Source organism: Agrilactobacillus composti DSM 18527 = JCM 14202 (assembly GCF_001436375.1).
GTDB classification, from domain to species: Bacteria; Bacillota; Bacilli; order Lactobacillales; family Lactobacillaceae; genus Agrilactobacillus; species Agrilactobacillus composti.
This window is the reverse complement of the sequence record NZ_AZGA01000012.1, coordinates 1-26168: the sequence shown is the minus strand read 5'-3', so window position 1 is coordinate 26168 and position 26168 is coordinate 1. Positions and strand designations below refer to the sequence as shown.

38 protein-coding genes are annotated in these 26168 nt (G+C 43.0%); all 38 read left to right on the top strand.

What is annotated here, in order from left to right; genetic code table 11:
* The first annotated feature begins 367 nt into the window (after positions 1-367).
* Entirely contained in the window at positions 368-769 is a 402-nt protein-coding gene (locus FC83_RS03780) for a RusA family crossover junction endodeoxyribonuclease (RefSeq protein ID WP_035454824.1), read from the top strand.
* A complete protein-coding gene (locus tag FC83_RS03775; protein WP_035454813.1) occupies positions 766-981 on the top strand; it encodes a hypothetical protein in 216 nt (71 codons plus the stop codon). The genes FC83_RS03780 and FC83_RS03775 overlap by 4 nt, the downstream gene beginning before the upstream one ends.
* A 54-nt stretch (positions 982-1035) precedes the next feature.
* Positions 1036-1212 carry a hypothetical protein gene (locus FC83_RS17005; RefSeq protein WP_156405560.1) on the top strand — a complete coding sequence of 59 codons (177 nt, stop codon included), beginning with the start codon at positions 1036-1038 and terminating at the stop codon, positions 1210-1212.
* 151 nt (positions 1213-1363) lie between these two features.
* Complete coding sequence (locus tag FC83_RS03770) at positions 1364-1804, top strand: hypothetical protein (RefSeq protein ID WP_152537771.1); 441 nt, start codon at positions 1364-1366, stop codon at positions 1802-1804.
* Entirely contained in the window at positions 1797-2279 is a 483-nt protein-coding gene (locus FC83_RS03765; RefSeq protein ID WP_035454807.1) for a hypothetical protein, read from the top strand. The genes FC83_RS03770 and FC83_RS03765 overlap by 8 nt, the downstream gene beginning before the upstream one ends.
* Entirely contained in the window at positions 2269-2778 is a 510-nt protein-coding gene (locus tag FC83_RS03760; RefSeq protein ID WP_035454804.1) for a hypothetical protein, read from the top strand. The genes FC83_RS03765 and FC83_RS03760 overlap by 11 nt, the downstream gene beginning before the upstream one ends.
* A gap of 262 nt (positions 2779-3040) precedes the next feature.
* Positions 3041-3469: a phBC6A51 family helix-turn-helix protein gene (locus FC83_RS03755; protein WP_052004905.1), complete on the top strand. Its 429-nt coding sequence runs from the start codon at positions 3041-3043 to the stop codon at positions 3467-3469.
* On the top strand, positions 3456-4850 hold the full coding sequence (gene terL, locus FC83_RS03750) for a phage terminase large subunit (RefSeq protein ID WP_035454802.1): 1395 nt from the start codon (positions 3456-3458) through the stop codon (positions 4848-4850). Before FC83_RS03755 ends, terL begins: the two co-directional genes overlap by 14 nt.
* Positions 4841-6265 carry a phage portal protein gene (locus tag FC83_RS03745; RefSeq protein WP_035454799.1) on the top strand — a complete coding sequence of 475 codons (1425 nt, stop codon included), beginning with the start codon at positions 4841-4843 and terminating at the stop codon, positions 6263-6265. Before terL ends, FC83_RS03745 begins: the two co-directional genes overlap by 10 nt.
* A complete protein-coding gene (locus tag FC83_RS03740) occupies positions 6249-7286 on the top strand; it encodes a minor capsid protein (RefSeq protein WP_057002410.1) in 1038 nt (345 codons plus the stop codon). The genes FC83_RS03745 and FC83_RS03740 overlap by 17 nt, the downstream gene beginning before the upstream one ends.
* A gap of 122 nt (positions 7287-7408) precedes the next feature.
* Entirely contained in the window at positions 7409-7534 is a 126-nt protein-coding gene (locus FC83_RS17550) for a hypothetical protein (protein ID WP_268744881.1), read from the top strand.
* Positions 7534-7785 carry a DUF6275 family protein gene (locus tag FC83_RS03735; protein ID WP_035454796.1) on the top strand — a complete coding sequence of 84 codons (252 nt, stop codon included), beginning with the start codon at positions 7534-7536 and terminating at the stop codon, positions 7783-7785. The genes FC83_RS17550 and FC83_RS03735 overlap by 1 nt, the downstream gene beginning before the upstream one ends.
* A gap of 94 nt (positions 7786-7879) precedes the next feature.
* Entirely contained in the window at positions 7880-8431 is a 552-nt protein-coding gene (locus FC83_RS03730; RefSeq protein ID WP_035454793.1) for a phage scaffolding protein, read from the top strand.
* A 17-nt stretch (positions 8432-8448) separates the two neighbouring features.
* Positions 8449-9366: a hypothetical protein gene (locus FC83_RS03725; RefSeq protein WP_057002409.1), complete on the top strand. Its 918-nt coding sequence runs from the start codon at positions 8449-8451 to the stop codon at positions 9364-9366.
* An 84-nt stretch (positions 9367-9450) separates the two neighbouring features.
* Positions 9451-9915 (top strand): Ig-like domain-containing protein, encoded by a 465-nt coding sequence (locus FC83_RS03720; protein WP_052004901.1) that lies wholly within the window; start codon positions 9451-9453, stop codon positions 9913-9915.
* A 13-nt stretch (positions 9916-9928) separates the two neighbouring features.
* The gene (locus FC83_RS03715) at positions 9929-10315 is read left to right on the top strand and encodes a head-tail connector protein (RefSeq protein WP_035454790.1); all 387 of its coding nucleotides are present in this window, start codon (positions 9929-9931) and stop codon (positions 10313-10315) included.
* Entirely contained in the window at positions 10311-10706 is a 396-nt protein-coding gene (locus FC83_RS03710; RefSeq protein WP_420805618.1) for a hypothetical protein, read from the top strand. The genes FC83_RS03715 and FC83_RS03710 overlap by 5 nt, the downstream gene beginning before the upstream one ends.
* Positions 10687-11091, top strand: a complete 405-nt coding sequence (locus FC83_RS03705) for an HK97 gp10 family phage protein (protein ID WP_035454784.1) — start codon at positions 10687-10689, stop codon at positions 11089-11091. The genes FC83_RS03710 and FC83_RS03705 overlap by 20 nt, the downstream gene beginning before the upstream one ends.
* On the top strand, positions 11088-11510 hold the full coding sequence (locus FC83_RS03700; protein WP_052004899.1) for a phage tail terminator family protein: 423 nt from the start codon (positions 11088-11090) through the stop codon (positions 11508-11510). The genes FC83_RS03705 and FC83_RS03700 overlap by 4 nt, the downstream gene beginning before the upstream one ends.
* The gene (locus FC83_RS17000; protein WP_156405559.1) at positions 11497-11655 is read left to right on the top strand and encodes a hypothetical protein; all 159 of its coding nucleotides are present in this window, start codon (positions 11497-11499) and stop codon (positions 11653-11655) included. The genes FC83_RS03700 and FC83_RS17000 overlap by 14 nt, the downstream gene beginning before the upstream one ends.
* Positions 11655-13073: a phage tail sheath family protein gene (locus FC83_RS03695; protein WP_035454782.1), complete on the top strand. Its 1419-nt coding sequence runs from the start codon at positions 11655-11657 to the stop codon at positions 13071-13073. The genes FC83_RS17000 and FC83_RS03695 overlap by 1 nt, the downstream gene beginning before the upstream one ends.
* Before the next feature lie 16 nt (positions 13074-13089).
* Complete coding sequence (locus FC83_RS03690; RefSeq protein WP_035454780.1) at positions 13090-13575, top strand: phage tail tube protein; 486 nt, start codon at positions 13090-13092, stop codon at positions 13573-13575.
* Between the two features lie 13 nt (positions 13576-13588).
* Positions 13589-14002, top strand: coding sequence for a phage tail assembly chaperone (locus FC83_RS03685; RefSeq protein ID WP_035454778.1), 414 nt, complete (start codon positions 13589-13591; stop codon positions 14000-14002).
* Positions 14003-14236: 234 nt separating this feature from the next.
* Positions 14237-17647 carry a tape measure protein gene (locus tag FC83_RS03680; RefSeq protein WP_057002408.1) on the top strand — a complete coding sequence of 1137 codons (3411 nt, stop codon included), beginning with the start codon at positions 14237-14239 and terminating at the stop codon, positions 17645-17647.
* Between the two features lies 1 nt (position 17648).
* Complete coding sequence (locus FC83_RS03675; RefSeq protein ID WP_035454776.1) at positions 17649-18350, top strand: hypothetical protein; 702 nt, start codon at positions 17649-17651, stop codon at positions 18348-18350.
* Complete coding sequence (locus FC83_RS03670) at positions 18347-19411, top strand: XkdQ/YqbQ family protein (protein WP_035454774.1); 1065 nt, start codon at positions 18347-18349, stop codon at positions 19409-19411. Before FC83_RS03675 ends, FC83_RS03670 begins: the two co-directional genes overlap by 4 nt.
* Positions 19384-19782 carry a DUF2577 domain-containing protein gene (locus FC83_RS03665; protein ID WP_035454772.1) on the top strand — a complete coding sequence of 133 codons (399 nt, stop codon included), beginning with the start codon at positions 19384-19386 and terminating at the stop codon, positions 19780-19782. The genes FC83_RS03670 and FC83_RS03665 overlap by 28 nt, the downstream gene beginning before the upstream one ends.
* Entirely contained in the window at positions 19782-20174 is a 393-nt protein-coding gene (locus tag FC83_RS03660) for a DUF2634 domain-containing protein (RefSeq protein ID WP_035454770.1), read from the top strand. Before FC83_RS03665 ends, FC83_RS03660 begins: the two co-directional genes overlap by 1 nt.
* Positions 20143-21291 (top strand): baseplate J/gp47 family protein, encoded by a 1149-nt coding sequence (locus FC83_RS03655; protein WP_035454768.1) that lies wholly within the window; start codon positions 20143-20145, stop codon positions 21289-21291. Before FC83_RS03660 ends, FC83_RS03655 begins: the two co-directional genes overlap by 32 nt.
* Positions 21284-21916, top strand: a complete 633-nt coding sequence (locus FC83_RS03650) for a putative phage tail protein (RefSeq protein WP_052004897.1) — start codon at positions 21284-21286, stop codon at positions 21914-21916. The genes FC83_RS03655 and FC83_RS03650 overlap by 8 nt, the downstream gene beginning before the upstream one ends.
* Positions 21909-22556 carry a phage tail-collar fiber domain-containing protein gene (locus FC83_RS03645; RefSeq protein WP_035454766.1) on the top strand — a complete coding sequence of 216 codons (648 nt, stop codon included), beginning with the start codon at positions 21909-21911 and terminating at the stop codon, positions 22554-22556. The genes FC83_RS03650 and FC83_RS03645 overlap by 8 nt, the downstream gene beginning before the upstream one ends.
* Positions 22543-23268, top strand: coding sequence for a hypothetical protein (locus tag FC83_RS03640; protein WP_035454764.1), 726 nt, complete (start codon positions 22543-22545; stop codon positions 23266-23268). Before FC83_RS03645 ends, FC83_RS03640 begins: the two co-directional genes overlap by 14 nt.
* 17 nt (positions 23269-23285) lie before the next feature.
* On the top strand, positions 23286-23666 hold the full coding sequence (locus FC83_RS03635; RefSeq protein ID WP_035454762.1) for a hypothetical protein: 381 nt from the start codon (positions 23286-23288) through the stop codon (positions 23664-23666).
* Position 23667: 1 nt separating this feature from the next.
* A complete protein-coding gene (locus tag FC83_RS16845; RefSeq protein ID WP_161633813.1) occupies positions 23668-23823 on the top strand; it encodes an XkdX family protein in 156 nt (51 codons plus the stop codon).
* Between the two features lie 60 nt (positions 23824-23883).
* Entirely contained in the window at positions 23884-24288 is a 405-nt protein-coding gene (locus FC83_RS03630) for a hypothetical protein (RefSeq protein WP_035454760.1), read from the top strand.
* Positions 24281-24502, top strand: a complete 222-nt coding sequence (locus tag FC83_RS03625) for a hypothetical protein (protein WP_035454758.1) — start codon at positions 24281-24283, stop codon at positions 24500-24502. The genes FC83_RS03630 and FC83_RS03625 overlap by 8 nt, the downstream gene beginning before the upstream one ends.
* Before the next feature lie 6 nt (positions 24503-24508).
* Positions 24509-25018: a phage holin, LLH family gene (locus tag FC83_RS03620; RefSeq protein WP_057002407.1), complete on the top strand. Its 510-nt coding sequence runs from the start codon at positions 24509-24511 to the stop codon at positions 25016-25018.
* Complete coding sequence (locus FC83_RS03615) at positions 25011-26060, top strand: GH25 family lysozyme (RefSeq protein WP_052004896.1); 1050 nt, start codon at positions 25011-25013, stop codon at positions 26058-26060. Before FC83_RS03620 ends, FC83_RS03615 begins: the two co-directional genes overlap by 8 nt.
* Positions 26061-26168 lie beyond the last annotated feature (108 nt).

The following is a 26168-nucleotide window of genomic DNA, read 5'->3' as shown; positions in this document are numbered from 1 at the left end:
AATTCATGAGTGGACAGACAAGACAAAAGCTCGACTTTGTCTGTCCGGCAAATCTGCCAGACACTGGACATTCCTCGACTTTGTCCTGTCCAGAATTATTTTCACAAGCCCATGGACAAACTCGAAACGTGTCCGTGTCTGTCTCTTAGAGCCATATGGCTTTATGCCAGTTTGTGAAAAAAGTAGTGTCCGGGGGTGGACAGACACTACTACCTACCAAGTAGGTAAACATGGCTGTCCGTCCAGATTGGTTGTGTCGAACATGGAACATTTGGCGATGAGCTACGCCAAAATGTCCATGCCATGACACACCCAAACCAGTGCGCGATGAAAAATAAAAAATCAAAAAAATAAAGCGGGGGATGAAATGGAAATTAAATTTTTTATGCCAATGAAAAATGTGCCCCGAACAACACACCAGCAAAAACAAGTTAGAGTCGTTCATGGTAAGCCGGTATTTTACGAACCCGATGCCTTGAAAGAAGCCAGAGCAAAATTGATGTCTCATCTTGGGCCACATTCACCCCAGGATGAGATCAACGCCCCAATTAGGCTAATTACCAAATGGTGTTTTCCGCTGAGTGGACAGCATAAGCCTGGCGAATATAAAGCGACTAAGCCAGACACAGATAATTTGCAGAAGTTGCTTAAGGATTGCATGACGGACTTGAATTTTTGGCGAGATGATGCCCTAGTGGTCAGCGAGATCACCGAAAAGTTCTGGTCAGATATCCCGGGCATATACGTTAGCATCGAGGTATTATCATGAACTACGCAGCGTTCTTCAATGATTTGAATCAATGGATCCAAGAGAACAACAAACAGGCTCAGCTGGTCGGTTTTGACACTATGCCGTATTGGAATTGGGTCACGCACACAACTGGTGAGCTATCTAAGAAATATGACGATAATTGGCTGGTGATCAAGATGCTAGTCGGCGTATTGGAATATTTGGACGAAGTAGCAGGAAAACAGAAATGAAGGATTCCAAACTGGTCGATTTCGACCGGGTTAAAAATTAGGAGGGAATTGCAAATGAGCAAATCAAGAATAGTAATTGATGGCAATCTCGACAAAGAGCGCTACGGCACATTGATCAACCTGGTTTCTAGTTATTTAAGACGAGCGGATTTTCGAGGAATTGTCAAAGAATCCGGTCGCAATGGCAAGGTTGAATATATTGGAATTCCCAGGGAGGTAGATGATGACTAAAAGGTGTGCAGAATGTGGACGTGCTATTAAAGACGGATATTTAACAATTGGCGACAATTATTTACAGGTTAACTAATGACAATCTGTTACTTATCACAACGGCAGATAAAGACAAAATTGTTGAAGCCATGCAGCAGACTGGAGGTAGATAATGATGAATGATGGGGAATGGGTACCAATGGATGTAAAGTATTTCTTTCTGGAAACAAACAAAAAGAAACCTAATTTGCGAGATGAGCTGCTGAAAGAAAATGAAGAAGCTTATCAGCGCTGGTTTGATCGTTGGTTTAGACATCGGCACTTTACTGACGAATTTAAAAATGCTGCAATGCAAGGCTACACCGGTACTATCATTTATAATCCGGATTTAAATAACGGCAGACTGACTGATGACGAAAAATACTTATATCATCGTATTTCTGATGAACGTTTCGTGCCGTTGATGCGTGAGAAGTTCCCAGATTTAACTATTAAAGCTAAAAAGTGGAAAAAGAAACACACGCAGTGGATAACCAACATTCCTTATACTAAGAAATATTTTCAGGTGAGTGTTAGCTGGGCCAAAGCGAAGTCAGGTGATACCGATGACTGAAAAGAATTATTATGAACTTACCCCGGCAAGGGCAGAACAGTATGACGGCTCTTCTGAAATGATAGCTAAGTATCGTATTATTCCAGCTGGTAAAGGAATGCAGCAAGGTTTAGATTATGACGCCTTACCTGGAGGCAAGGGAAGCCATATGTTTTACCCTATCGTTAAGGGCGATTACATTATTATTTTGCCTTTTGGACAGTACAAACGTGTTCTTGAAAAAGAATTTGAAACTGGCTATTTATCTGCTGATCCAGCTCAAAAAAAGATGGATAACGTCAATACCCCAGAGATATGGGCATGGTTAGATGTAGGCAGAACCCATTATGAACAAAAAGCGTCTTATTACAAAAATAGTCATGGCCCAGCATTTTACCGAAGCAGAAAGGATGCAATTCGATATGGGGCCAACAAAGGTGCGCTAGTTCGTTTTTCACTAGCAGGAATAGAGGAGGTATCGACTATTGATGACTGATAACGAAGTGGTTCAGAAAGTATTGGCCGAAGTTCAACGGCAGCGGTCTCAAAAGCGTGACGAAGAAAAAGACTTCCGACTTCGCAATACTAAAATTTTGTTGCGCGAGTATCGGAAGCTCAAGACCCACATTGCCATAGCCCCTGAAGATGAGATCACGCCGGATGAATACAAACTACTTTCTGGGGGCCATCAAGATATTTCATCCTTGATGAAATATAAGATTTCTACGAAGCGGTTAATGCGGTATGTGGACTCGATCCTTGATGCCTATGAAGGGTATTGTAAATCTGGTGACAGTTATGACAATCGTCGGTGGGTAATTATTGACAGCATGTATCTGGGAGATAAACGCTTAAAAATATCACAACTGGCAGATATGTATTGTGTCGATCGCAGCATCATCAGTAAGGAGCAATCCAAAGCTATTCAGGACTTGAGTATTATGCTGTTTGGCATTCGGGGGTTAGATGATTTTTTTGATACCTACTTATCATGACCATGCACATTTTTTGCACCCATAATGCAACATTTATATGATACTATGATATTGTACAAAAATTAGATGTCATGTTTTGTTGATCTCCTTTTTGAAATAAATATTTGAATTAACCTCGTTTCATGATGGTATCTTGCTGAGGAGTAAGGTACTATTTTTGCTGAGGTGAGGAAAGATGAAAGAAAATACTGATATATCCTTTGTTTCGGTAATAATTGCTCTGACAGCTATTTTAATAAAATAGAAAAGGTGGTGATCTGACATGAAAGGAAAGTCAAGATTTGAGATATTGGAAGGCTTGACAAAAAAGCAGCAAAAGGCTGTTATGTTGCTGTCTGAGCCTAAGGCGAAACAGGTCAAAGTCGCTGAACTTATTTCAGTGTCAGAAGCCACTATTTCACGATGGATAAAGTCTGAAAAATTCGCTAAAGCACAGCGTGAATACGATCAATTTGTTTATGAAAATTTGCGTGCACATGCCGTAAATACCATGGGCAAGTTGCTGGGAGCGCGCTCGGAACTAGTCCGGTTCAATGCTGCCAAAGATATCTTGGACCGGACAGGGATTGTACCTGTGGAGAAACACGAAGTTGAAATGTCTGGCACGATTGATTCCAATCCATACGCTGGCTTAACGACAGAAGAACTCAAGAAGCTTGTAAGTGGAGGCGATGTCGATGCTTCAAGTTGACAGCCAAATTATAAGAGGTGCCCAGGAAGAACTCGCAAGACGTGAGTTCTTTTCTTTTTGCAATTTAATGGCCCCAGATTTTTATAAGCCGGATAGAACATTCCTGGTTAATTTTTGTAATGACTTACAGTCCTTCATTGAATCTGACGATGACGTGCTGGTTATCAATTTGCCCCCACGGCATGGTAAGTCACGGACAGCCAGTCTTTTCGTGGAATGGTTGTTAGGCAATGACCGTCAAAAGAAAATCATGACAGGCTCCTATAATGAGACCTTATCAACGGTGTTCTCTAAGAACGTTCGTAATGCTATCCAGGCAATCAAAGCGGACGAAGATGTGACTGTTTACAGTGATATTTTTCCAGGTGTCAGGATCAAGCCCGGGGATGGTGCCATGAATCTATGGTCATTAGCCGATGGCTATAACAATTACCTGGCGACTTCGCCTAGTGGAACTGCGACAGGGTTTGGGGCAGATTTGATTATTATTGATGACTTGATCAAGACAGCGGAGGAAGCTCACAACGCTTTAGTGTTGGAGAAACATTGGAATTGGTTCGTGGACACAATGCTATCCCGGCTTGAGTCTGGTGGCAAGATTGTCATTGTCATGACACGTTGGCACAGTCAAGACTTAGCAGGTAAGGCTTTAGAGGAGTTGCCCGGCGTTGGCTTTACATTAAGGCATATCAATCTTAAAGCTATGCAAGATGATGGCACGATGCTGTGTGATGACATTTTGAATCGACATGACTATGACATCAAGGTAAAGGCCATGGGTGCAGATATTGCCTCGGCCAACTATCAACAAGAACCTATTGATATTAAAGGCCGCTTATACAGTGGTTTTAAAACATATGATAAGTTGCCTGATAATCCTGACAGCATTTCTAGTTATACGGATACTGCTGACACCGGATTAGATTATCTGGCCACTTTTATTTATCGGGAATATAACAAGGAAGCCTATATTCAAGATATCATTTTTACTCAAGATCCAATGGAAGTCACCGAGCCATTACTTGCCAAGAAGCTTTATGAAAATAATGTCAATGTGTCATGGATAGAATCCAACAATGGCGGCCGTGGCTTTGGTCGTAGCGTTGAAGAAAGATTGCGGCAAAAGTATCACTCTAATCACACGGTTTTTAAATTGTTCACACAACGTAAAAATAAAATCAGCCGGATATTAACTAAAGCACCTTGGGTTATGGAGCATGCATACTTCCCTGAAAATTGGAAGGCACGGTGGCCGGAGTTATATACTTCTTTAGCCAAGTATCAACGTGAGGGCAAGAATGAACATGACGATGCGCCAGATGCTTTAACGGGCGTCGCTGAAAAAATAGACCGGAAGGGAGGTTACGTACCTTGGACATAAATGCTATGAAGGCTTTATTGAAGAATACAGATGCACGCCGTAATAAGTTCAACGACCAATTTCAAAAGTCATTAAAATATTATTTTAATCAAAATGATATTACGAACCGAAACAATGGGGAGTCCAAACTTAATAATGAGGGCAAGGATGAAATATTACGCCGAGCGGACAATCGAGTGAGCAGTAATTATCATCAATTATTAGTAGACCAAGAGGCGGGGTATGTGGCAACTATCCCGCCAGACATTGATGTGGAAGATGATAAGTTAAACGACATCATCAGGGATACACTGGGTGATAACTTCAATTTACGAATGAATCAGTTAGTTGTTGATGCCAGTAATGCTGGTGTTGGTTGGATTCACTTTTGGTTCGATGCTGATAACCAATTTAGATATGGGATTGTGCCGCCAGACCAAGTGACCCCGATTTATTCTAGTGATTTGAACCGCAAGTTGCTTGCCGTTCGGCGAACTTACTCACAATTGGATCCCGATACTGGAAAGAATTACAAAATCCATGAGTATTGGACAGATAAAGATGTGACCGTCTTTAAATCCCAATTACCTGACTATGCCGATCTTGCGCCATTGAATGATTATTTTGTAACAAGAGATCTAACTACGGATGATGTAGTGGGGACTGGCAATTATATGGCACATCAATTTAGCCGGGTACCATTTATTCCTTTTTCCAAAAATAAATATGAACGTCCGGAAATTAATAAGTATAAAGGCTTAATTGACGTTTATGATGATGTCTATAATGGCTTCGTTAATGACATCGATGACGTTCAACAAGTTATTTTGATTTTGACGAATTATGGTGGCACGGACCTTCAACAATTCATGAGTGATTTGAAGAAATTCAAAGCTATCAAGATGGATAGCACTGACATTGGTGATAGGTCTGGCGTTGATAAGCTGAATATTGATGTGCCAGTTGAAGCCCGTAACTCATTACTGGATATTACCAAAGGCGATATCTTTGTTCATGGCCAGGGGATTGACCCTACCAAGTTTGAAGTTAATAATGCTACCGGTACAGCGATCAAGATGCTCTACTCACATCTTGAGTTGAAAGCATCCGTTACCGAGGCATACTTTAGAGATGGTCTGAACGATTTGGTTCGGGCCATTTTGCGTTGGTTGAAAGCCGCTGATGCCGATGGCCGTAAAATCAATCAGACTTGGACGCGTACAGCAATCCAAAATAATTTGGAGCAAGCTCAAGTGGTCGCACAGCTGGCCCAATATTCCAGTGATGAAGCCATCGCCAAAGCTAATCCAATTGTGGATGATTGGCAGCAGGAATTAGAGGACCGGCAAAATGACATTGTCAAACGTGACGGCTATGACAACCCCGACGCTCTGAAAGATGTAAATGGCGGTGAACCGGATGACGAAGAAACTTAGTTATTGGGAACGCCGTTTTTTACAGCTGAAGGCTAAACAACTTAAAGATACCGAAGCCTATGAACGTGCTTTGCAACCCGAACTAAATGGCCTGTATCGTGAGTTACAGCAAGAATTGGCTGGATGGTATGTACGTTATGCCAATAATGAAGGGATGACGCTAGACCAGGCTAAAAAAGCTTTGACTAGCATCAAAACCAAGCATTGGCAATTAACTCTGCATCAGTTTGAAGATAAGGCCAAGCAAGGTGGCTTTGAACAAGAGTTGGATCGTGAGTATTACAACAGCCGAGTTGCCAGATTGCAAATGTTGGAGACCCAATTGCAGAATATGACGGCCGGTTTTGCTGATAATGAGACCCAGCATATGGGCCAAGGTCTGCAAGACCAATTTCAGGATACGTACATGCGCACAATCTTCAATACTCAGATTGCCAATGCCAAATTAACTTCTAACTTTGCCCGGTTCAATGAAGATGAGTTACGAATTGTTGTCTCTAAACCTTGGGGTGATGATGGCAAAGATTTCTCAGCACGTATTTGGAAAAACTATCGTGAAGAACTGCCCAGTCAACTGATGAATGTGATGCTAAAAGCCACGCTGTTAGGCTATAGTCCCCAACGTGTGACGAAGGAACTGCATCAAAGCTTTTCGGATGTAAAACGTAATAATATTCATCGACTAGTAGTCAGTGAAATGGGCCATGTTGCCGAAGAAGCCACGGCCAAAGCTTATGAGGAGTCAGACGTTGAAAAGTATAAGTACATGGCGACATTGGAATCTCATACTTGTGCTATTTGTGGCCATTTGGATGGTGAAATATTTAAGCTGGCTGATCGCAAGGCTGGTACCAATTATCCGTTGATCCATGCCCGCTGCCGTTGCACAACAGTACCTTACATGGAGGACTTGCCTCCAGTATCAGAACGTTGGATGCGGGACCCTGAAATGGGTAAAGGCAAATCTATTGATAGCATGAAATTCGATGAGTGGAAAAAGCTTTATGTAGACAAAAAATGAGAAGAGATTTGAATGGATATTTATAAGGCTAAAAATATCTTAATAAAACCCCTACCAAACGGAAGATATAAAATGCTGATAGATGGTGTTGATTTTAGCTTTATATCAGAGGCCACATAGATATGGTTGCTGGTGGTAATGGTGTTGATGTATCGCTGAGTTTGAAGATACCAGATGCTGTTGTGGATGCTGATATAGCGGAGAGTCTTGCAAAAATGAATATTTCTAAAGAAGGAGATAAATCGTGATGGATTTTAATATCGCTAAAAAAATTGTGGCCGAGTATGTCAACGCGCATTTAGACAAAACTGATGGCACGCAAATCACTACAGACAACGTTTTCGTTGTGTGGTCATGCAAGACTTTGCAAAACTACAAGATGTTGCTAAGTACGACCTTGTCTGATGGGATGTATTATGAGGCTACTTATAATGGTGACAAGCATCAACTCTACCTTGACGCGTATAAAAAGTGGGAAAATGTCGCTTACGAGCTATAAGCACTTTGACCTGGGCAAGTCGTAAAAAGGCTTTTTGTTTTGCCTTTAAGTGAGGTCGCACCTCGTAAATCTAGCGTGAAAGGACGTTATAAATATGAAAAGAGAAGCATTGCAAAAATTAGAATTGTCCGATGAACAAATCGATAAGATTATGGCCATGAATGGTGCCGACATTGAAAAAACTAAGAGTTCGGCCGGTGATGTTGAAGCTATCAAGCAAGAAAACGAGTCATTAAAGACTCAAATTGCTGATCGTGATAAAGACTTGAAGTCTTTGAAGAAACAGGCCGGGGATAACGAAGACCTTACGCAAAAGTATTCTGACCTGGAAAGTAAGTACAAGGCCGACACGGAAGAGCTGACCCATCAGCTCCAAGAAACTAAGCTAAATAGCGCCCTCGACACTGTTTTGGGCGGCGCTAAAGTTCGTAACCCTAAAGCCGCTAAAGCTTTGCTGGATATGGATAAGGTCAAGCTTAACGACAAGGGCGAATTAGAGGGTGTTACAGACCAAATCGATGCCCTTAAGAAGTCTGACGCTTACCTGTTCGATGAAGGCACCAAGACGGGTTATAACCCTAAAGGTGGCGACGGTTCCAACGACAATGACGAAGTTCAGACATTAGTCGATGCTTTTAAAAACTAGAAAGAAGGAATTAACTTATGGCAACAATTAATTACGCCGATAAATACCAAGCGGCGATTCAACAAGCCTTTTATGATGGCCATTTATTTTCAAATTCATTATGGCAATCACCTGCTAATGGCACGATTATCTTTGATGGTGCCAAACACATCAAGGTGCCTCGTTTAACCATTGATGAAGGTCGTCGGGATCGTGCCCGCCGGACCATCACACAACCAGTATCTAACTATTCTAACGACTGGGATAGCTATGAGTTGCCTAATGAACGTTACTGGTCAACTCTGGTGGATCCATTGGATATCGATGAGTCTAACATGGTGATTTCCATTGCTAACATTACCAAGCAGTTTAACCTTGATGAAAAAATGCCAGAAATGGACCGTCAGATGTTCAGTTCTCTTTATGCAGAAAAGATTAAAGCTAATGATGGTGGCATTCACACTGATGTTCTGGATGAAAAGAATATCTTAAACGTTTTTGATGAAATGATGGCCAATTTTGACGAAGCTCGTATCCCTGGCACTGGTCGTGAATTATATGTTACACCAGCTATTAACGCTATTTTGAAACGTGCCGAAGCCATCAATCGTCAATTGACCTTGTCTGGTAAAGGCAATATCCAACGGACTGTTTACAGCTTGGACGACGTGACCATCAATGTGGTACCTTCTGACCTGATGCAGACTAGCTTTGATTTTGCGGTTGGTTCTAAGCTTATAGCTGATGCCAAACAGATTCAAATGTTTTTGATTTTTAATGGTGTACAAATTGCACCACAAAAATACAGTTTTGTAGGCTTTGATGCACCAACGGCCAGCAACTCTGGTAATTATCTGTACTATGAACAATCATACGATGGCATTTTCTTACTCAAGACTAAAACCAAAGGGATTGAATTTGTGGTCAATGACAAACTGACAGCCCCGGAACCTTAGCGACTCCCGACAATGTAGAAATACAGTTGTCAGGAAGCGGGGTCGATTTTAGCGCAGGTTATAAAAAGTAAAGGAGGTTAACAAATGGCTGAAGAAGTATATACATTAAATGTTTATCAAGATGCTCAATTGTTGAGAACTGGTCCTAATTCTGGGCCAGTTCATGTTGACTTAGCACCCAAGGAATACCCGGTGGGAACATTTCAAGGTGAATTGGTTGACGGTCAAGGGAATAAAACTGAAAAGTTTGATTTTCCGGCAGTCACGGTTTATGCGCCAGTTGTGGCTGTAACCGGGGTATCTATTGACCCAGAAACAGCTAGTGTTGAAATTGGTAAAACTGTTGCTTTGAAAGAAAAAGTCATGCCAGATAATGCCACTGAAAAGGGTGTGAACTGGTCCATTGCTGATACTGCGATTGCCACGGTTAGCGGTGGCGTTGTTACTGGTAAAGCGGTTGGTAAAACGACGCTAACTGCCACAGCAAAGGCGGATAGTAAAATCGTGGGTACTGCTGAAATTACGGTAACTGAAGCAGTTACTGGTTAAGGTTGTGACTTAAATGGATAAGCACTCACGTTATGATGAATTGCTGAAAAAAGTAAAAATTCTGAACCCAAAAGGTAATGATAATCCGAACTACGATGACATTATGGGCTTTGCATTAGATAAAACAATCAATGACGTTGCTAATTACACCCACATTGTTATCACGGAGTTGCCTGAAGGCTTAGATATGACGATTATTGCTTTATGCAGTCAAATGGTCATAACTCACAACTTGCTTGGCACTGATCAAACTGGGAATGTAGACACCTTGTCTGAGGGTGACACTTCGGTTAAATTCAAATCCAATGCTGCTGTTTATGCCGAACTGCAGGCGGTGAATGCCATCACGGATAATTACATTGTCCAGCTTAATCAATTCAGGAGGGTAGCCTATGATTGAAGCTTTTAAGCAAATAGGCCAGATATTACCTACGCTTTGGTTTGATAAGGTTAAAATCGTTGGCGTTCAACCTGCAAAAGATGGCGTATTTTCAGATGTTGAAGATGTGACCATTGTGGATAATGAACCGGCCAAGATTTCCCGAAAGTCTTTAAAACCGTCTGATCAGAAGGACTTTGGGACTGATAACTATGATGTGGTGATGTATATCCGCACAGGAATCAGTATCCCAGCCGGGTCTGATGTATACGTCACTGATGTAAATGGACAGACTGTTAAATACAAGCAAACTGGCAAGGCATATACTGGCTATGTCTCTCACCAAGAAGTGGCCATGATTCGCGATGAAAAGGCTACGGAGGTGGTCGCCAATGGCTTGGGGAACGATTGACGATGCTCAGTTTCAACAGTTTGCCAAATCAGTGAGTGGTAAAATTCAATCACAAGTTTTGAAACAAGAGATTGAGAACAGTAGCCGTAGAATTGGTACGCAGGCTTTAAGAGGTGCCAAGAGTAGGACACCTGTCGATACTGGTAACTTGAGGAGACAATGGTCTATCAAAGGGCCAAGTTATGCAGGGTCAGCTTTTGTTATTGAAGTGTTAAACAACGCCGATTATGCGTCATTTGTTGAAAGTGGGCATCGTACCCGTGGTGGAAGCAGTTGGATATCAGGGCAATTTATGTTGTATAAGACGCTCCAAGAAATTGATGCCCAAATGCCACAACTTTTAACGCCTGCACTCAAAAATATGTTAGGAGGGTTGTTCGATTGAAGGAAAGCATTATTGAACTTATTGGTAATGAGCTGGCACGTTTATTTCCACAAATTCCAATATACCGAGAGTCACAGAAGGCCGGATTCAAGGACCCTTCTTTTTTCTTGCATAAAATCATGACGCAAGTCACGCCAAACCTGTTGGATTACCAGTTCCGGAGGTATAGCTATCAATTGGTTTATTTACCCAATCCTGCGAAACCCAAGACTGACATTGAACATATGGAAGAGCTATTGCTGAACAACTTTACGGCTTTGCCTGGCTACGCGACTATTCGGAATCGGGAATTTGAACCTAATGATGAAAACGTGTTGCTGATGACGTTCCAGGTTTGGCTGCGGGCTCAACCAATTGATAACACGCCTAAGCAGAAATCAATCACAGTAAAAGAGGGAGTTGCGCATGAAAGAAAGTAAATTTACAAAAGAAGCTTTATTGCGGAGCACGCGATTTGAGCCAATTGAACGAGACATTTTAAAAATTGTCTTAGTTCAGGGTCAGACTTATACCACCGCTGAAGCAGAGCAAAAAATTGAAGAGTTTAAAGGAGGTATTCACTAATGGGTGGAACTTGGACTACACAAAACAAACGCCGGCCAGGCGCTTATATCAATGTGAAAGGTGCACCACAACCTAAACCAGATACAAGCATAGGCCGGACGCTATTGCTGAACCACGTACAGCTGGATTGGGGCGCTAAAGGTGTCATTGAATTGGATACCAATTCTGATTTCAAGGCATTATTAGGCTCACCATTAACGGATGCACGTTTTGGCGCTTTGCGGGAAACTCTTAAAGGCGCTTTGACCGTGTTGTTATTGAATAATAATGACGGTAAGAAAGCGACCGTTACCGATGAAGGTCTACCATGGACGTTCACCGCTAAATATCCAGGCGTGAAAGGCAACAGTTTACACGTTTCGGTAGAAAAGGACCCTAATGACGAGACCCGTATCACAGTGTCAACGATTTATGGGACCGAGATTGTGGATCAACAAGTTGTACGGACCACCACAGCTTCTAGCTTAAAAAGCAATGAATATATTAACGTGACTTTCACTGACGACGGCAAGGAAGTGGTTGGTCAAGTTGAACCAACGGAAGGTGGTGCAGATTTCACTGCTGCACCAGGTAAACCCGAGTTGGAAGCTTTGGCTGTTAGCACTACGTATAACTTGGCTGGTGGAACGACCGAAACAGTGCCAGTTACTGACTTGCTAAATGACGCCCTGGAAACAGAACAATTTAACGTTGCCACATCTGCTGGTTTTGAACCGAAAGATAACATTCACCAATTATTGGCCACGGCTATTCAACGCTTACGGGAAGATGAAGGTTACAAGGTTCGCGCTGTCGTTCCCAATTATGAAGGTGGGGCAACTTATGACTATGAAGGTGTCTCTGTGGTGGCCAATGGTGTTGTTCTGGCAGATGGTACCAAGGTTGATACGACGTCGGCCACTGGCTATTTTGCAGGTGCATCCTCCGCCGCTGATGCTCATACGTCATTAACTTATAGCGGCTATCCTGGTGCTACTTCCGTTTATCCTAAACTCAATAATGAACAGACTATCCGCGGCTTAAATGAGGGCTGGATCATCTTTACAGCTAAACGTGGCGATCGGGTAGTCATTGAACAAGATATCAATTCGTTAACTAGTTTTACCGAGGATAAGCCGAAACAATTTGGCAAAAATCGAATCATTCGGACGTTGGACACTATTGTTACTAACACTGAAGAAGCCTTTGAAAATACCTTCCTCGGTAGAGTGAACAACGATCCAACCGGTCGAGATCTATTCAAGGCTAATCGGGTTGCTTACTTGCAAAACCTAAGTGAGATTGGTGTTATTGCTGATTTTGACCCAGCAGATTTAACAGTTGACCCAGGGGATGACAAAGATGCCATTCTCGTTACATTAGCTGTTACGCCAATTGATAGCATGGAAAAACTGTATATGACGATTATCGTTCACTAGAAGGGAGCTATAAATAATGGATGAATCACAAAGCACTATTAGTGGCTTCTTAAATGGCCGTGATACTATCAGCACGAAAGATGCCAAAGTGTTTATCACTATCGATGGTAAAATTTGGCCAATGATTGAGTGTGATAAATTTACGGCAAAACTCGAAAAGAATAAAGAAGATGTTCAAACCCTTGGTTCCCGTTGGAAGCATAAAAAGACGACTTCTGTTGAAGGTACGGGCACTCTAGGCGGCTATGTAATTAGTTCCAATTGGATCAAATACGCCTTGCCATATATTCAAGGTGGCAAGGACCTTTATTTTGAAGTGACTTGTACCATTGAAGACCCTACGTCACGCGCAGGCAAACAGACTTTCCATCTCTCAGATGTCAATCTAGATGATATTCCGCTGGCGGATTTTGAAGCGGATGATGGCGTTATGGAATTTGAATCAGACCTTACTTTTGAAGGCGTTGAATTGGTTACACCATTCACCGGTTTTGAACAATAGGAGGAATAAATAAATGGCTAGTGTTAATGATTTTTTAATGGAAAATGTGAACTCAGAACCAGAATTACGGGAAGTGGCTTTTAAGCGATTCAAAGCACCGTTTAAAATTAAATCTCTAACTGCTGAGGAGAACTCTCAGCTGCAAAAGAATGCTACGCGTAAGATTCGGGATAAACGTACCCGGCAAATCACCACTGAAGTTGACCAAGATAAATATGTCGATTTATTAATCGAGGCTTCCGTGGTTGAACCAGACCTGCATGATGAAAAATTGCAGAAGAACTGGGGCGTGATTGCTGATGCATCTGGTCTTTTGAAGAAAATGTTATTGGCTGGGGAATACGCTGAACTGGCTAATCAAATCCAAGACTTGTCTGGTTTTGATATTGAAGATATCGATGACTTGAAGGATGAAGTAAAAAACTAGCGAAGTCCGGCGATGCTGCTGACATTGAATACTATCATTACGCCATGAATGAATTTCATTGGCCACCTTCTGTTTGGATTGCTTTATCGGTGCGGGAAAAAGCTCTGGTCATATCCGGAATCGATATCCGTATCGCTGAAGAAAAGAAACAACAAAAAGAAGCTGAACGGAAGGCCAGAGCCAAGGCACACAAGTAGTCCTTGACCCTGGTCTTTTTTTGAAAGGAGGCAATGAATGGCAACAATTAGTGCAACAATCAAAATTATGGATGGTTTCAGCGCACCGCTGGATAAGTTAAGTAATGGCTTAAAAAGTAGTCAATCGGCCATGTCAAATTTGAAGTCCGCCATAAGTTCGGCGAATCCTTTTAGTAGTTTGAATAAGGATGCCGGTCAGACTGGGGGTATTTTCAAATCCGTTTTAGGCGGCAATATTATCGGCTCTGGTATTACGAAAGGTATTAGCACTGTTACTAGCGGATTGGGTGGTATGGTTGGCGACCTAAACGAAGCCAGTGCCACATGGCAGACGTTTAACGGCAATATGGCCATGCTGGGCAAGGGACCAAAAGAGATTGCGGCAACGCGTGACGACCTAACTAAATTTGCCCAACAAACGATTTATTCCGCCAGTGACATGGCTTCAACTTATAGCCAATTAGCCGCCGTGGGTATCAAGGGGACTGACAAATTAGTTAAAGGTTTTGGTGGGTTAGCTTCTGCAGCTAAAGATCCACAACAGGCCATGAAGACATTGAGTCAACAGGCAACTCAAGCAGCTGCTAAGCCACAAATTCAGTGGCAGGACTTTAAATTGATGCTGGAACAAACACCTGCAGGGATGGCCGCTGTGGCTAAAACGATGGGCATGAGTACCAGTGATTTAGTTAAGTCTGTGCAAGATGGCAAGATAGCCACGCAGGACTTCTTTGACGCTATCGCCAAAACTGGGACGAATGCCGACTTTACGAAGATGGCGACTCAATATAAAACCATGGGCCAGGCAATGGCCGGATTCAGGGAAACTTTGACCACGTCCTTACAACCGGCATGGGATAAATTGAGCCAGGTGGGTATCAAAGCCATCAGCGGTATCACGGATAAAATTGGTGAAGTTGATTTCTCTGCTCTAGGGGATAAATTAGTTTCAGCTTTAGATACTGCTAAAAAAGGTTTAACTGCTTTCTGGGATTCGTTCAAAGATACCGGCGCATTGACGTTCCTTGAGACAGCTTTTAAGTCCATTGGAACAGCAGCACAAAGCGTTTTTGAAAATCTGTCGAAAGGTAGCAAGGATAAAGACCCCTTCAGTTTTCTAAAAGGTTTGGGTACTGGCATTGGCAACACTCTAAAGGGTTTAGCTAGAGGTATAAGTGCTGTGTCTACGGCTATCGGCGAAATGGATCCCGATGACCTCAAGTTACTGGGCACAGCGCTATTGGTGCTAAAAGGTGGCATGAAAGGTATTGTCTTTACGGCTGTTGTTGCCGGTCTGAAAGCGCTAGGAAAATTAGATGTAGACCAATTGAATGGTTTAGCCAAAGCTGTGACTTCACTAGCTGCTGCATTTGCCGTTATCAAAGCTGGCATGAAGATTGGTAAAGGCGTTTCGAAAGTCTCTGATATCTTTGGCAGTCTGGGTAAAGGCGGTAAAACACCGGAGTTGCCAATTCCTGATTCTGGGAAGTCTGGCAAATCAGCTGGTAATCTTATTAAAATGGGCGGGGCCTTACTGATGATCGGCGGGGCTGTTTTATTAGCTGGTGCAGGTTTTGCATTGTTGGCTAGTGGCATCGCTAAGATTGCTAAAACTGGTAGTACCGGGATTGGTATTCTAATTGGTTTGGGCGTCGCTTTATTGGTGCTGTTAGTAGCTGTGAGATTACTAGGCCCTGGGTTAATCGCTGGGGCTGTGGGCTTCTTGATTTTTGGAGCAGCCTTGCTATTGATTGGGGTTGCCGTTTTTCTGGCTTCTGCAGGGATCGCACTTCTAGCCGAACAATTGCCGATGCTTTCTAAATATGGCGCCGGCGCTGCTCAGGGACTTTCCTTACTAGCTTTGGCAGTGGGATTGTTTGGCCTGATGTCTATCATTGCCGCGGTTGGACTAGTGCTATTAGCGGTGGCTTTGATTGCTCTGGGTGTTGGTTTTATCGTGGCCGCAGTCGGTGCCCTCCTATTTGGCGTGGCATTGGTATTGGTTGCCGTGTTTGGCATTTTGGCCGCTGTTGGGTTAATCCTTCTAGGGGTCGCTTTACTACTTGTAACGGTATTCTCGCTAACGGCTGCGATTGGTATGCTACTATTAGGCGTTGCAGTTCTTTTAGTGGCTGTATTCGGAATTATAGCGGCTGTAGGTATGCTTTTACTTGGCGTAGCCTTGGCATTAGTGATGGTATTTGCCATTATTGCCGCCGTTGGCATGATTCTGCTGGGCGTCAGCCTCATATTAGTCATGGCCTTTGCAATTGTGGCGGCAGTCGGCTTAATCCTATTGGGTGTAGCTTTAATGTTGGTGATGGTTTTTGGTATTGTCGCAGCTGTGGGTTTATTACTCTTAGGGGTAGCCCTGGTATTAGTTGCGGTTATGGCATTACTAGGTGCTGTGGGGATGTTACTCATGGCCGTAGCATTGATCATGATTGCAGCGGTCGCCATGGTTGCCGCCGTTGGGATGTTGCTCTTAGGGGTAGCTTTAATGATTGCTGCACCAATGATGTTACTAGCCGCAGTAGGTGCCCTGTTATTAGGTGTTGCTGCAATTATCTTAGCAGTCGGCTTGTTATTAGTCGGGGCCGCTTTGCTATTAGTAGCTGCTGGATTATCAGCCGCTGCTAGTGGTGTCATGGCCTTGGCCAGTGCCTTTGTATCAGCGGGTTCTATGCTGGTAGGGGCTATCGTGGGTGCCATGCAAAACGTGGGGTCCAGTGTGAAGACCGGGATTTCAAATGCAGTCAACGCAGCCAAAGGATTTGGTAGTTCTTTAGTTTCCGTAGGTAAGGACTTGATTCAAGGTTTAGTAAATGGTATCAAGTCTATGATTGGTTCGGCTGTTAGCGCCGTTAAAAGTGTAGCCAGCAGTGTTGTTAATGCTGCTAAGTCAATCTTGCACATCGGTTCACCATCAAAGCTCTTTGATCAATATGGCCAGTGGGTCGTGGAAGGTCTAGCCAATGGACTAAACGGCAGTGCTGGTTTAGCTGCTAATGCTTCTGGTGATATGGCTAAGGGCGTTGTTAATGCCGCCAGTGGGATGAGCTTGCCAGACATTGCTGCAGGTAATATTGGTTCACCACAAGGACTGACTGCCGGGGATCAAATGGCTGCTGGTTTTAATCGGGCTTTAGATTCTATCAGTAACGTTCAAGCCGCGATGAATGGCTTAGCTGGGAATACGACTTTAGGAATCAATGGTCAAGTCACTGATGACACAGCTCCAAGCACATCGCCATTTAACGGCTCTGGTGGTTCCTCAAGTCAGACGACCAATAATAGCCAAGCTAGTAATAGTTCCAATGTCACAATTGAATCTGGTGCTATCCAAATCAATAGTAGTGGCAATGCGGACTACGATGCAGATAGACTGCTAACCATAATAGAAAATCGAATTGTTGAATTAAATAACGCTTCGCTGGGAGGTGCATAAGATGGCCAATCATTTTGGTATTTATTTGACGAATGATAGTAACGATACGATCGAACTGCCACTGAATCCGGCAGAACTCATGCTGAAGTATGAAACGGATGACAAGTCGGAAACAGTTATTAAGTTGGGCGAGATCAATCGAATTGGTGAGGAAAAATTGACCTCGGCTCAGATTCAAAGTACGTTGCCAGTTGCGCCCAAGGATGAACATTTTCTAACGGCAGAAATTCTATTAGATTCGGCTCAAGATTACATTGATTGGCTTGAACATGTTCGTTTGTCTAAGAAGCCATTACGGATGGTGGTTTCCACTACTAAAATTAGCTTTCAAGCTACCGTTCAATCATTTGAGTATGGCTTTAAAAATGCTTATGACGCGGAATATCATTACACCTTGGCACTAAAGGAATTTAGGCCATATAAAGCCAAAAAGATTGAGACTAACGATCCACAAAATAGTGTGACGCCAAATGATGCACCAGTGCGTGCCGCTCCACCTGACAAGGTGGGCATGGGTTCTAAAGTTACCGTAAATGGCCAGTTACATCGAGATAGTCAAGGGGATGGCCCTGGTCAAACGGAACAAAATGCACCGCGAATTATTTCGTTGGTGGCACCTGGTGCACTATATCCCTATCATGTGACTACCCTAGATGGAACTTCCCGCGGTTGGGTCAAAGAAAGCGATGTGAGTGCAGCATGATCACAAAATTTACGGTTGGCAATCGGGACGGTTCATCAGCCTGGGACGTTAGTGAGTTGACTAACAATGTTAAGTGGGTTACAGATTTAAACTTTGCGGCTGGTACATTGACTTTTGACGTGATCAAAACAGATGAGTTGTTTTATCCAAAATCTGGCGATTTAGTTGAATTTGAATGGGACGGATTCAAAGTTTTTTACGGTTATGTATTTAAAGTTGGTTATTCTCAAGATAAAAAGTTCAGTATTACGGCTTATGACAAATTAAGATATTTTAAAAATCAAGATTCACTAGTTTGGCCAGTCTCCACAGTATCCCAACGCTTTGAAACGGTGGCTAAGATGGCTGAAGTCAGTTATAAGGTTGTAAATAGCTCTGATTACAAATTGCCAGCTGAGGTAGCCGATGGAAAAACGTATTTTGACATGCTGAAAACTGCCATTGATGCCACGCAAAAAGCGACCCAGCAAATGTTTTATCTGTTTGCTAACTATGACACCGTAGAATTGCGCAAGGCACCGTATAATCAACTCGAATTAATTGTAGGCGACCAGTCGTTGATGACTGGCTTTTCTTTTGACAAATCTATTGAAGATGCTGCGAACATTGTACGTATCATTCGCAAAGACCAGGAAGAATCTCAGTCCGTAGCATCAACTTCAACAGACGAAGCTAGTGCGGAAAAGACTAGTGAAGATCCAGAGAAAACTAGTTTTAGTTACACTGATTCCAAGGGAAGTAATGTTGGCCAGTGGGGTAAGTTACAGACTACTGAAAACGCCAAGGATAAAGCGAATGACGCTCAAATTAAACAGCGTGCCGATGAATTGCTAGTAGAAAAGAATCGGGAAACTTATTCGCTGAGACTCAATGCCATTGGGGATTTATCTCTGGTAGCTGGGAATTCAGTCCATTTACAGATTAGTGATTTGCATGATGTCGGTTTTGTGATTGAGTCAGCGGCTATTTTGAAAGCAACTCATAACTTTGGCCCAAATTATAATTGCGAATTAGAAATGAAGGTGAATGAACCATGGCTGGAGAACAGCTCATCCAGTTAATGAATCAAAAAGGTGGCGGCGCTACAGACTATGCTGATGTTGTATTCGGCAAAGTTATCAGTATCGACCCCCTCAAGATTCAACTATCTAACCAAATGATTTTAACAGACGCTTTTTTAACACTTGGTCGCCATGTAACCAAGCATCGGGACCTGGTCAGCAAAATCAAGGAACATACCGAGGTTTTTGTTAACACAGGTATCCCAGAATTAGAAGGCAAGACTATTACCCGTAAGACTGTTGAAACCTATAAATATGAAATAGATGAAAGTTTGAAAGTTGATGACGCCGTGGTGTTACTTCGCCATGATGGGGGTCAGCAATTTTTTGTTTTAGAAAAAAGTAATGCTGAATGGGAGGATGATGATTAGTGGCCAATACTGAACGTCCTTCTTTTACGTATCATGTCAAAAATGGTCGCATCATGACCATGACCGATGGCCACAAAGCTATGGTTCAAGCCGTTGATAAAATATTGCGGACTGAGCGCTTTGTGTATCCGGTTTATGATGACCAATACGGCAATGACTTCTTTGAATTATTCGGAAAATCTTTTGATTATGCCGAGGTAGAAGTTGAGCGGATGATCAAAGAATGTTTGTTGGCTGACGACCGTATCACGAATGTGGCCGTGGATGTGATCAAGCAAGTGGATTCAACCACTTTATATGTCCATGGCAGCTGTGAAACGATATTTGGTCCGATACCAATAGAAAGTGAGGTGCGTGTGCATGACGCCGGAACAACTGGCTCAACAAATTGAGAAACGTGATTTTAGTTACTATTTGAATGCCATGTTGGCCAAGGCACCAGCCAACGTGGATAAGCGACAAGGGTCCATCATTTATGATGCTTTAGCTCCAGCAGCTATGCTGATGGCTCAGCAAAGTTTAAGCATGGCCATGTTGATTCGTCAGACCTATATCCGCACAGCTACCGATAAATTTCTGGATGCTCGGGCAGTTGAGCATGGCACCTCACGGCAAATGGCTACTAAAGCCCAAGTCAAGGCCAAATTTTTAGACAAGAAAAATCAACCTATCAGTAACGTAGACATTGGGGATCGTTATGCCAGTCTTGGCGATGATCCTTTTTTCTATCGGGTCGTTAAAATCAATGATGACTTGACTGGCATTCTAGAAGCTGAAGACGCAGGAACTAAGCCAAATAGCTATTTAGGTCAAGTGTTGCCAATCACGCCAAATGATTCATTATATTGGGCGGAAATTATCGAGGTATCCGTGCCAGCACGGGCGGATGAAACTGATGACCATTTACGGGAACGCTTATTGAGTCAACAAAATTGGATAGCCTACGGTGGTAATATTGCGGACTATCTGGACATGTTATCGAAAATCATCACAGTGGGCGCTGGCCAAGTTTATCCATCTTGGAGGGGCGGCGGGACCGTTAAACTAGTAATCCTAGACAACGAGTTACGTGCAGCCAGCCAGGAATTATTGACGCAAGTTAAAAATGAAATTGACCCACCAGATTCACCGGGGCTGGGTTATGGCCTGGCACCAATTGACCATACTGTTACTGTGGTTGCTCCTAAAGAGGTCCATATTGATGTCTCTGCTACTGTGCAAGTCGATGTGCAAGAAACATTGGATGGCCTAAAGTTGCAAATTCAAGAGGCTATCGATGGCTACTTTAGGCAACGTCGTGAGGACTGGAATAATATCAATCCTAAGACCGGCCGGGGATATGCCTTAGTCGTTTATCGTTCACAAATTTTATCAGCGATAATGGGTGTCAAAGGCGTGGTCAATGCCACCTTGCCAAAACTGAACGGCGAAGATAAGGATATTGCCATGACCTTTACCAGTGAGTTATCCCAGTTACCGGTATTAGGTGAGGTGATCGTTAGTGCCTAAATTACAAGACTATCTGGCAGAATATTACGATGATGTTTATGAGATGCAAAAATTGGTGGAAGCCGAACAAGTCGATTTTACTGGCTTTGAGGACTTGATCAGTCGTAGTTTGATGAATCAGTTCGTGATTCACGCCGATTCCCAAGGCTTAGCTTTGTTTGAAGATGAATTAGGCCTGGAAACTGACCTATCACTGTCTCTGGAGACCAGGCGTTATAACATCTTGATGCACTCACTGCCACCACACCCCATCACCATTAAGTATCTCAGAGAATTGTTGAAGAATTTGAATATTCCAGCCGTGGTGGAAGTGGACTATATCAAAAGTCAGTTTTATGCCTACTTGGAACGCAGTCAAACGACAAAAGACCAAATTGACCGCTTGAAGTATCTGCTAAATGTCTATCTACCGGCCAATTTATTTTTCAGTATTATCACTACGGCTGAGGCTGATGTTCAGCAAAGGCTATACTTTGGTGCCGTTCATGTGACTAGAGTTGCCACCAGCGCACCAACACGGCTAAAGACAGCAAGCAGTATCAATCAAAAGCTTTATTTTGGCAGCATCGCACCACAAGTATTAACTAAAGCAATCGCTTACGCAAAGGAGGTCAAATATGTCTAAGTATAATGAAACGGTGCCTACGGACGTTGGTTTACAGTTAGCCAGTCGAGCAGCCAATGGACAAGCAAAATTTACCATCACTCGGGCCGCTTCAACTGCGGATGACTTGTCAAAATTGACTGATAAGGAATTGCAGTCACTGACAGCAATCCCGAATGAAGTCCAAGCGGGCGTCATTACTAACATTAAGGACGATCCAACAAACCCTAATGGGGCAATTGGAACGGAGTTGTTATTTACCAATGAAAAGATTGAGGCCGGGTACAACATTAATGCCGTGGGAATTTATGCGAAAGAAGATGGTCAGGATAACGAAATTCTTTACGCTGTGACTCTCGCCCAGCAGGCGGAATACATGCCAGATTTTGCGGACCAGGTTATTCTGCAATTTAAATTGACGGTTTATGTGATTGTCGGCCGAACGGAAAATGTTACGGTTTCCATCAACATTACGGAAGCAGCCACGAAGGAATATGTGGATGAACAAATTGCCAAAATTGATATCAACGATAAACTCAGCGAGCAAGACCTAAGAGATATCTTTCTCGGCGGTAAAGCTGCACCGCTAATGGGGTACCAAATTCAGAATCAACATTTACGAAATTTATATTTAGGAGGTAAGGCAGTTGGTCGAAACTAAAACGACTTATCAAGTAAAGTATGTCAATCAAGTTGGCATCACGACGCTGTTAGAAAAGGGCACCGGTACTATCGGCGAGAAGGTAACAATTACCCCAGTAATTAAGTGGGGCTTTGAACTGCTTGATACAACACCGCAGGGTTTAACGTTAGATCAGGACGCTACTAAAAACGTCGTAACATTTCGTCAAAATCAAGTTGCCAATCAGTTCTCCATTGCGTTACACAATCTCAATGCCCAGCATCTTGGCTATTTTGACACTGATGGTGGTGATGGAGATGAGGAAAGTGCTACTTATCCAATGCTTGATAAGGGAACGGTACTATGGCAAGGAAAAACTCGTGGGGGGAATATTAGATTACCAAGTTTGATTAGGCCCGACTTCTCCAATTTACCAAACGGCATAATGATTGAAGGAATTCCCATTTCCACTTCAACTGATATTTCACCTCTGAATTTTGATGAGTATCCATTCAGATTTCCGAAAAACGATATTGTGTTGAACAAGGAATATACTTTTAACACACATGTAGCCGGACAGCAAATAAATTTTGAACCTGGAGTGTTTACTAATATGAAAGTGGATGGGTATATAAAAGCCACCATCGTTGATTCAAAAAATATTAACATCGGCATTCTTGCTCCAACATATGATGCCGGAAACGCAGTGAGTTCATTCCTTATAGCGGTTTCAAAAGTAAGTGTTTTCTAGGAAAGAAGGTAAAATTTATGCAACAATATTATTTCAGTACAGATATTGATGGTAATATTACCGGCCATACTGATCCAGAATTTGCCAGCAAACAAACGGGCGGTGTGCTCATTGCACCAGACCCTGCATGGATACCGAACGATGATATAAACTGGAAAATCATTGAGCGTGCTGGCGTCAAAGTCATGGTCAAAAAAGATAATAATCAATCATCATTTGATGAAAATTTAATGGCTATCACGCAGACTATGAATTCAGTCGCTGCAGCACAGGTCGAAAATCAGCAAGTTCAAAAGGTACTAACAAATGTCATGAATGGCCAGGCTCAAACTCAGGCGACAGTGACAGCATTAATGAATACAATCGCAGCTAATCAAAGCAATGAAGGGAAGTCTTAATATGTGGAAATCAATGGTTAAAATGGCGTTCGGTTGGGGGACTTTGAAGAAGGATTTGATCAAGTCTTTATACGTTGCTAATGGCTTAATCACCAAGGATGATTACAAGGAAATCACCGGCGAAGATTACGCTCCAGCAGAAACCGAAAAAGTTTAAGAGGCAAAATAGGCGACTCACGAAAATGTGGGCCGCTTTTAATTTAGGAGAGTGGGCATAATGGTATCCAAAATAACTAAGAATCCATTACACTTTCTCACAGGCTTGGGATTGAGTGCTATTGGTATCCGCCTGATGATTGATGATGCTTATTTTCGTTGGCCGCCGGGGCTAAGAGATGTTGCCAATGATGACGTGTCCGGCTTTATCCTCGTACTTATTGGGGTATCCATGATTTTATGGGTGTTGGATGGTAAAGCTCATATCAGTTGGAATCGTTACAATTTGATAATGGCTAGTGTCATGATGGCACTGTTAACAATCTACCAGTTTTTACACTGGGTAGCGACTGGCATTGATACGATGCCCTGGATCAGTAATGCCGTGATTTTGAGTTATATCATCGTGATGGCAAGGCGTAGTGATTCCGGGAAAACCAATGATGGGAGCGATGTGGGTGCATGACTTACTAAAAGACCTGGCACCCATTTTAACAGTCACTTTTCCCTTTCTAATGGGGCTTTTGGCGAGCCACGAAAGTCATAAGAAGTCCCAACGAGAAGAATATCAGGCATTGATTGATCGCTATAAACGGGAGTCTGATGCGAACTATAAAAAGTGGATGGATGCAGAAAAGAAAATTGATGAATTACGGAAAGAGTTGTTGGAGAAAGGATGATAATTAATGAATCCAGATCAAGTATCACAATTATTTGTTAATTTTGTTGTTCCAGTGGTCAGTTTAGTGGTCACTGGATTTTTATTGCCCTGGCTAAAGGCCAAGTCCAAAGCTGAAAAACGTGCCGGGGCTAAAGCGGGCCTGGATATTGCCATTGAGATGGCCAACAGTCTGGTGGTTGCTTTAGGTCAGTCAACGCTGGGCACAGGCGCTGATAAGAAATCTGAAGCCGTGAAACAATTATTGGCTCGCTTGGCTGACCGGAACATCACCATCAGTCAGGAACATGCAGCGGATATCGTTGAACGGGCTTATGCAGAAAACGCAACGACTATTAAAGCCGTCTACCCTGGGCGTGATAAGGCTGTAACGACTGGTACTCAAATCGATGATGCCAGTAAAGTGGTGGGCAATATTGCGCCGCTCGAGCAAGGCTCTGTTGGCGAAGTGATCGATGATTTAAAGGTCGCTACACCTATCCAGCCTGCTGTAAAAGAAGGTGGCAAAAATGGCTGAATTATTTGCAGATGTGGCCGTGTATCAACGTTCAGACCTAGCTTATTACCAGATGTTGGCCAACAATGGGGTGAAGGGTGTCTGTATCAAACTGACTGAAGGCAGTCGTGCTGGGTCCAATTACATCAATCCTCGAGCCTTAGCACAGACCAAAAGCGCCCTAGCTGCTGGTCTGGTCGTTAGCTTCTACCATTATAGTTTGTATAACGGTGTCACGGACGCCAAAGCGGAGGCTGATTTCTTCGTGAGCGTGGCCAAGCAAATGGGCGCAACAGCTAATACGGTAATGGTAGCCGACGCTGAAGCACCAACGCTTTATAGTCCATACGCCGATACACAAGCGTTTCAAGATTATATTGCCTATATGGGTTATAACAAGCAGGCTACTTACTCCATGGCCAGCTGGTTTTGGGCTAAAAAACTGCCAACAAATCGGCCGTTATGGGTAGCGAACTATGGCGTAAGTCAGCCTGGTGTCAACAATGTTGATGCTTGGCAATATACGTCAACGTGGAATGGCATGGGCCAAGATATGTCTTATGATTATACCGGCCTATTTACGACAACTAGCGGTAACCAAGTGACAGTAGAAAGTGGTGAAAACGAAGTGCAGATCAATGAATTGAATCGTATCGTGGATTATCGGACCATGGGCATTGGCTTAGCCAAACGAGACGCCCAAATTTTAGATGCCCCGTATCCATGGGCCAACGTCATTAAAACGATCAAGTCTAATACCTTGTGGGAAGTCTTTCAGCGCAAGGGCGGCTATTACTCCTTAGGTGGCGAGCAATATATCAACGCCGGTGACATTTCCGTGACCTGGAACACCGGCCAAGCGTTTGGTGATTGGCAAGGTGTACGAGTCAAGCCTATCAATGGTGATATTTGGACACAAAGCACGCCGGATGATGGTACTGGCGTTACGCAATTGGATCAGGATATGGTTTACGTTGTCACCGAGGCCAATGTTACCAATGACCAGGTATACGTCAACATTGGCGGCTGGGTACCAATCGATAAGTTCAAAGTAGTTCTCTAAAGTAAAAAGCTCCTATCCCAAATTAGCGGGGTAGGGGCTTATTTTTGTAAAAGGTAGATTGTAAAATTTAAGTTGAACATATTAGTGGACAGAAAAACCCATAAAGGT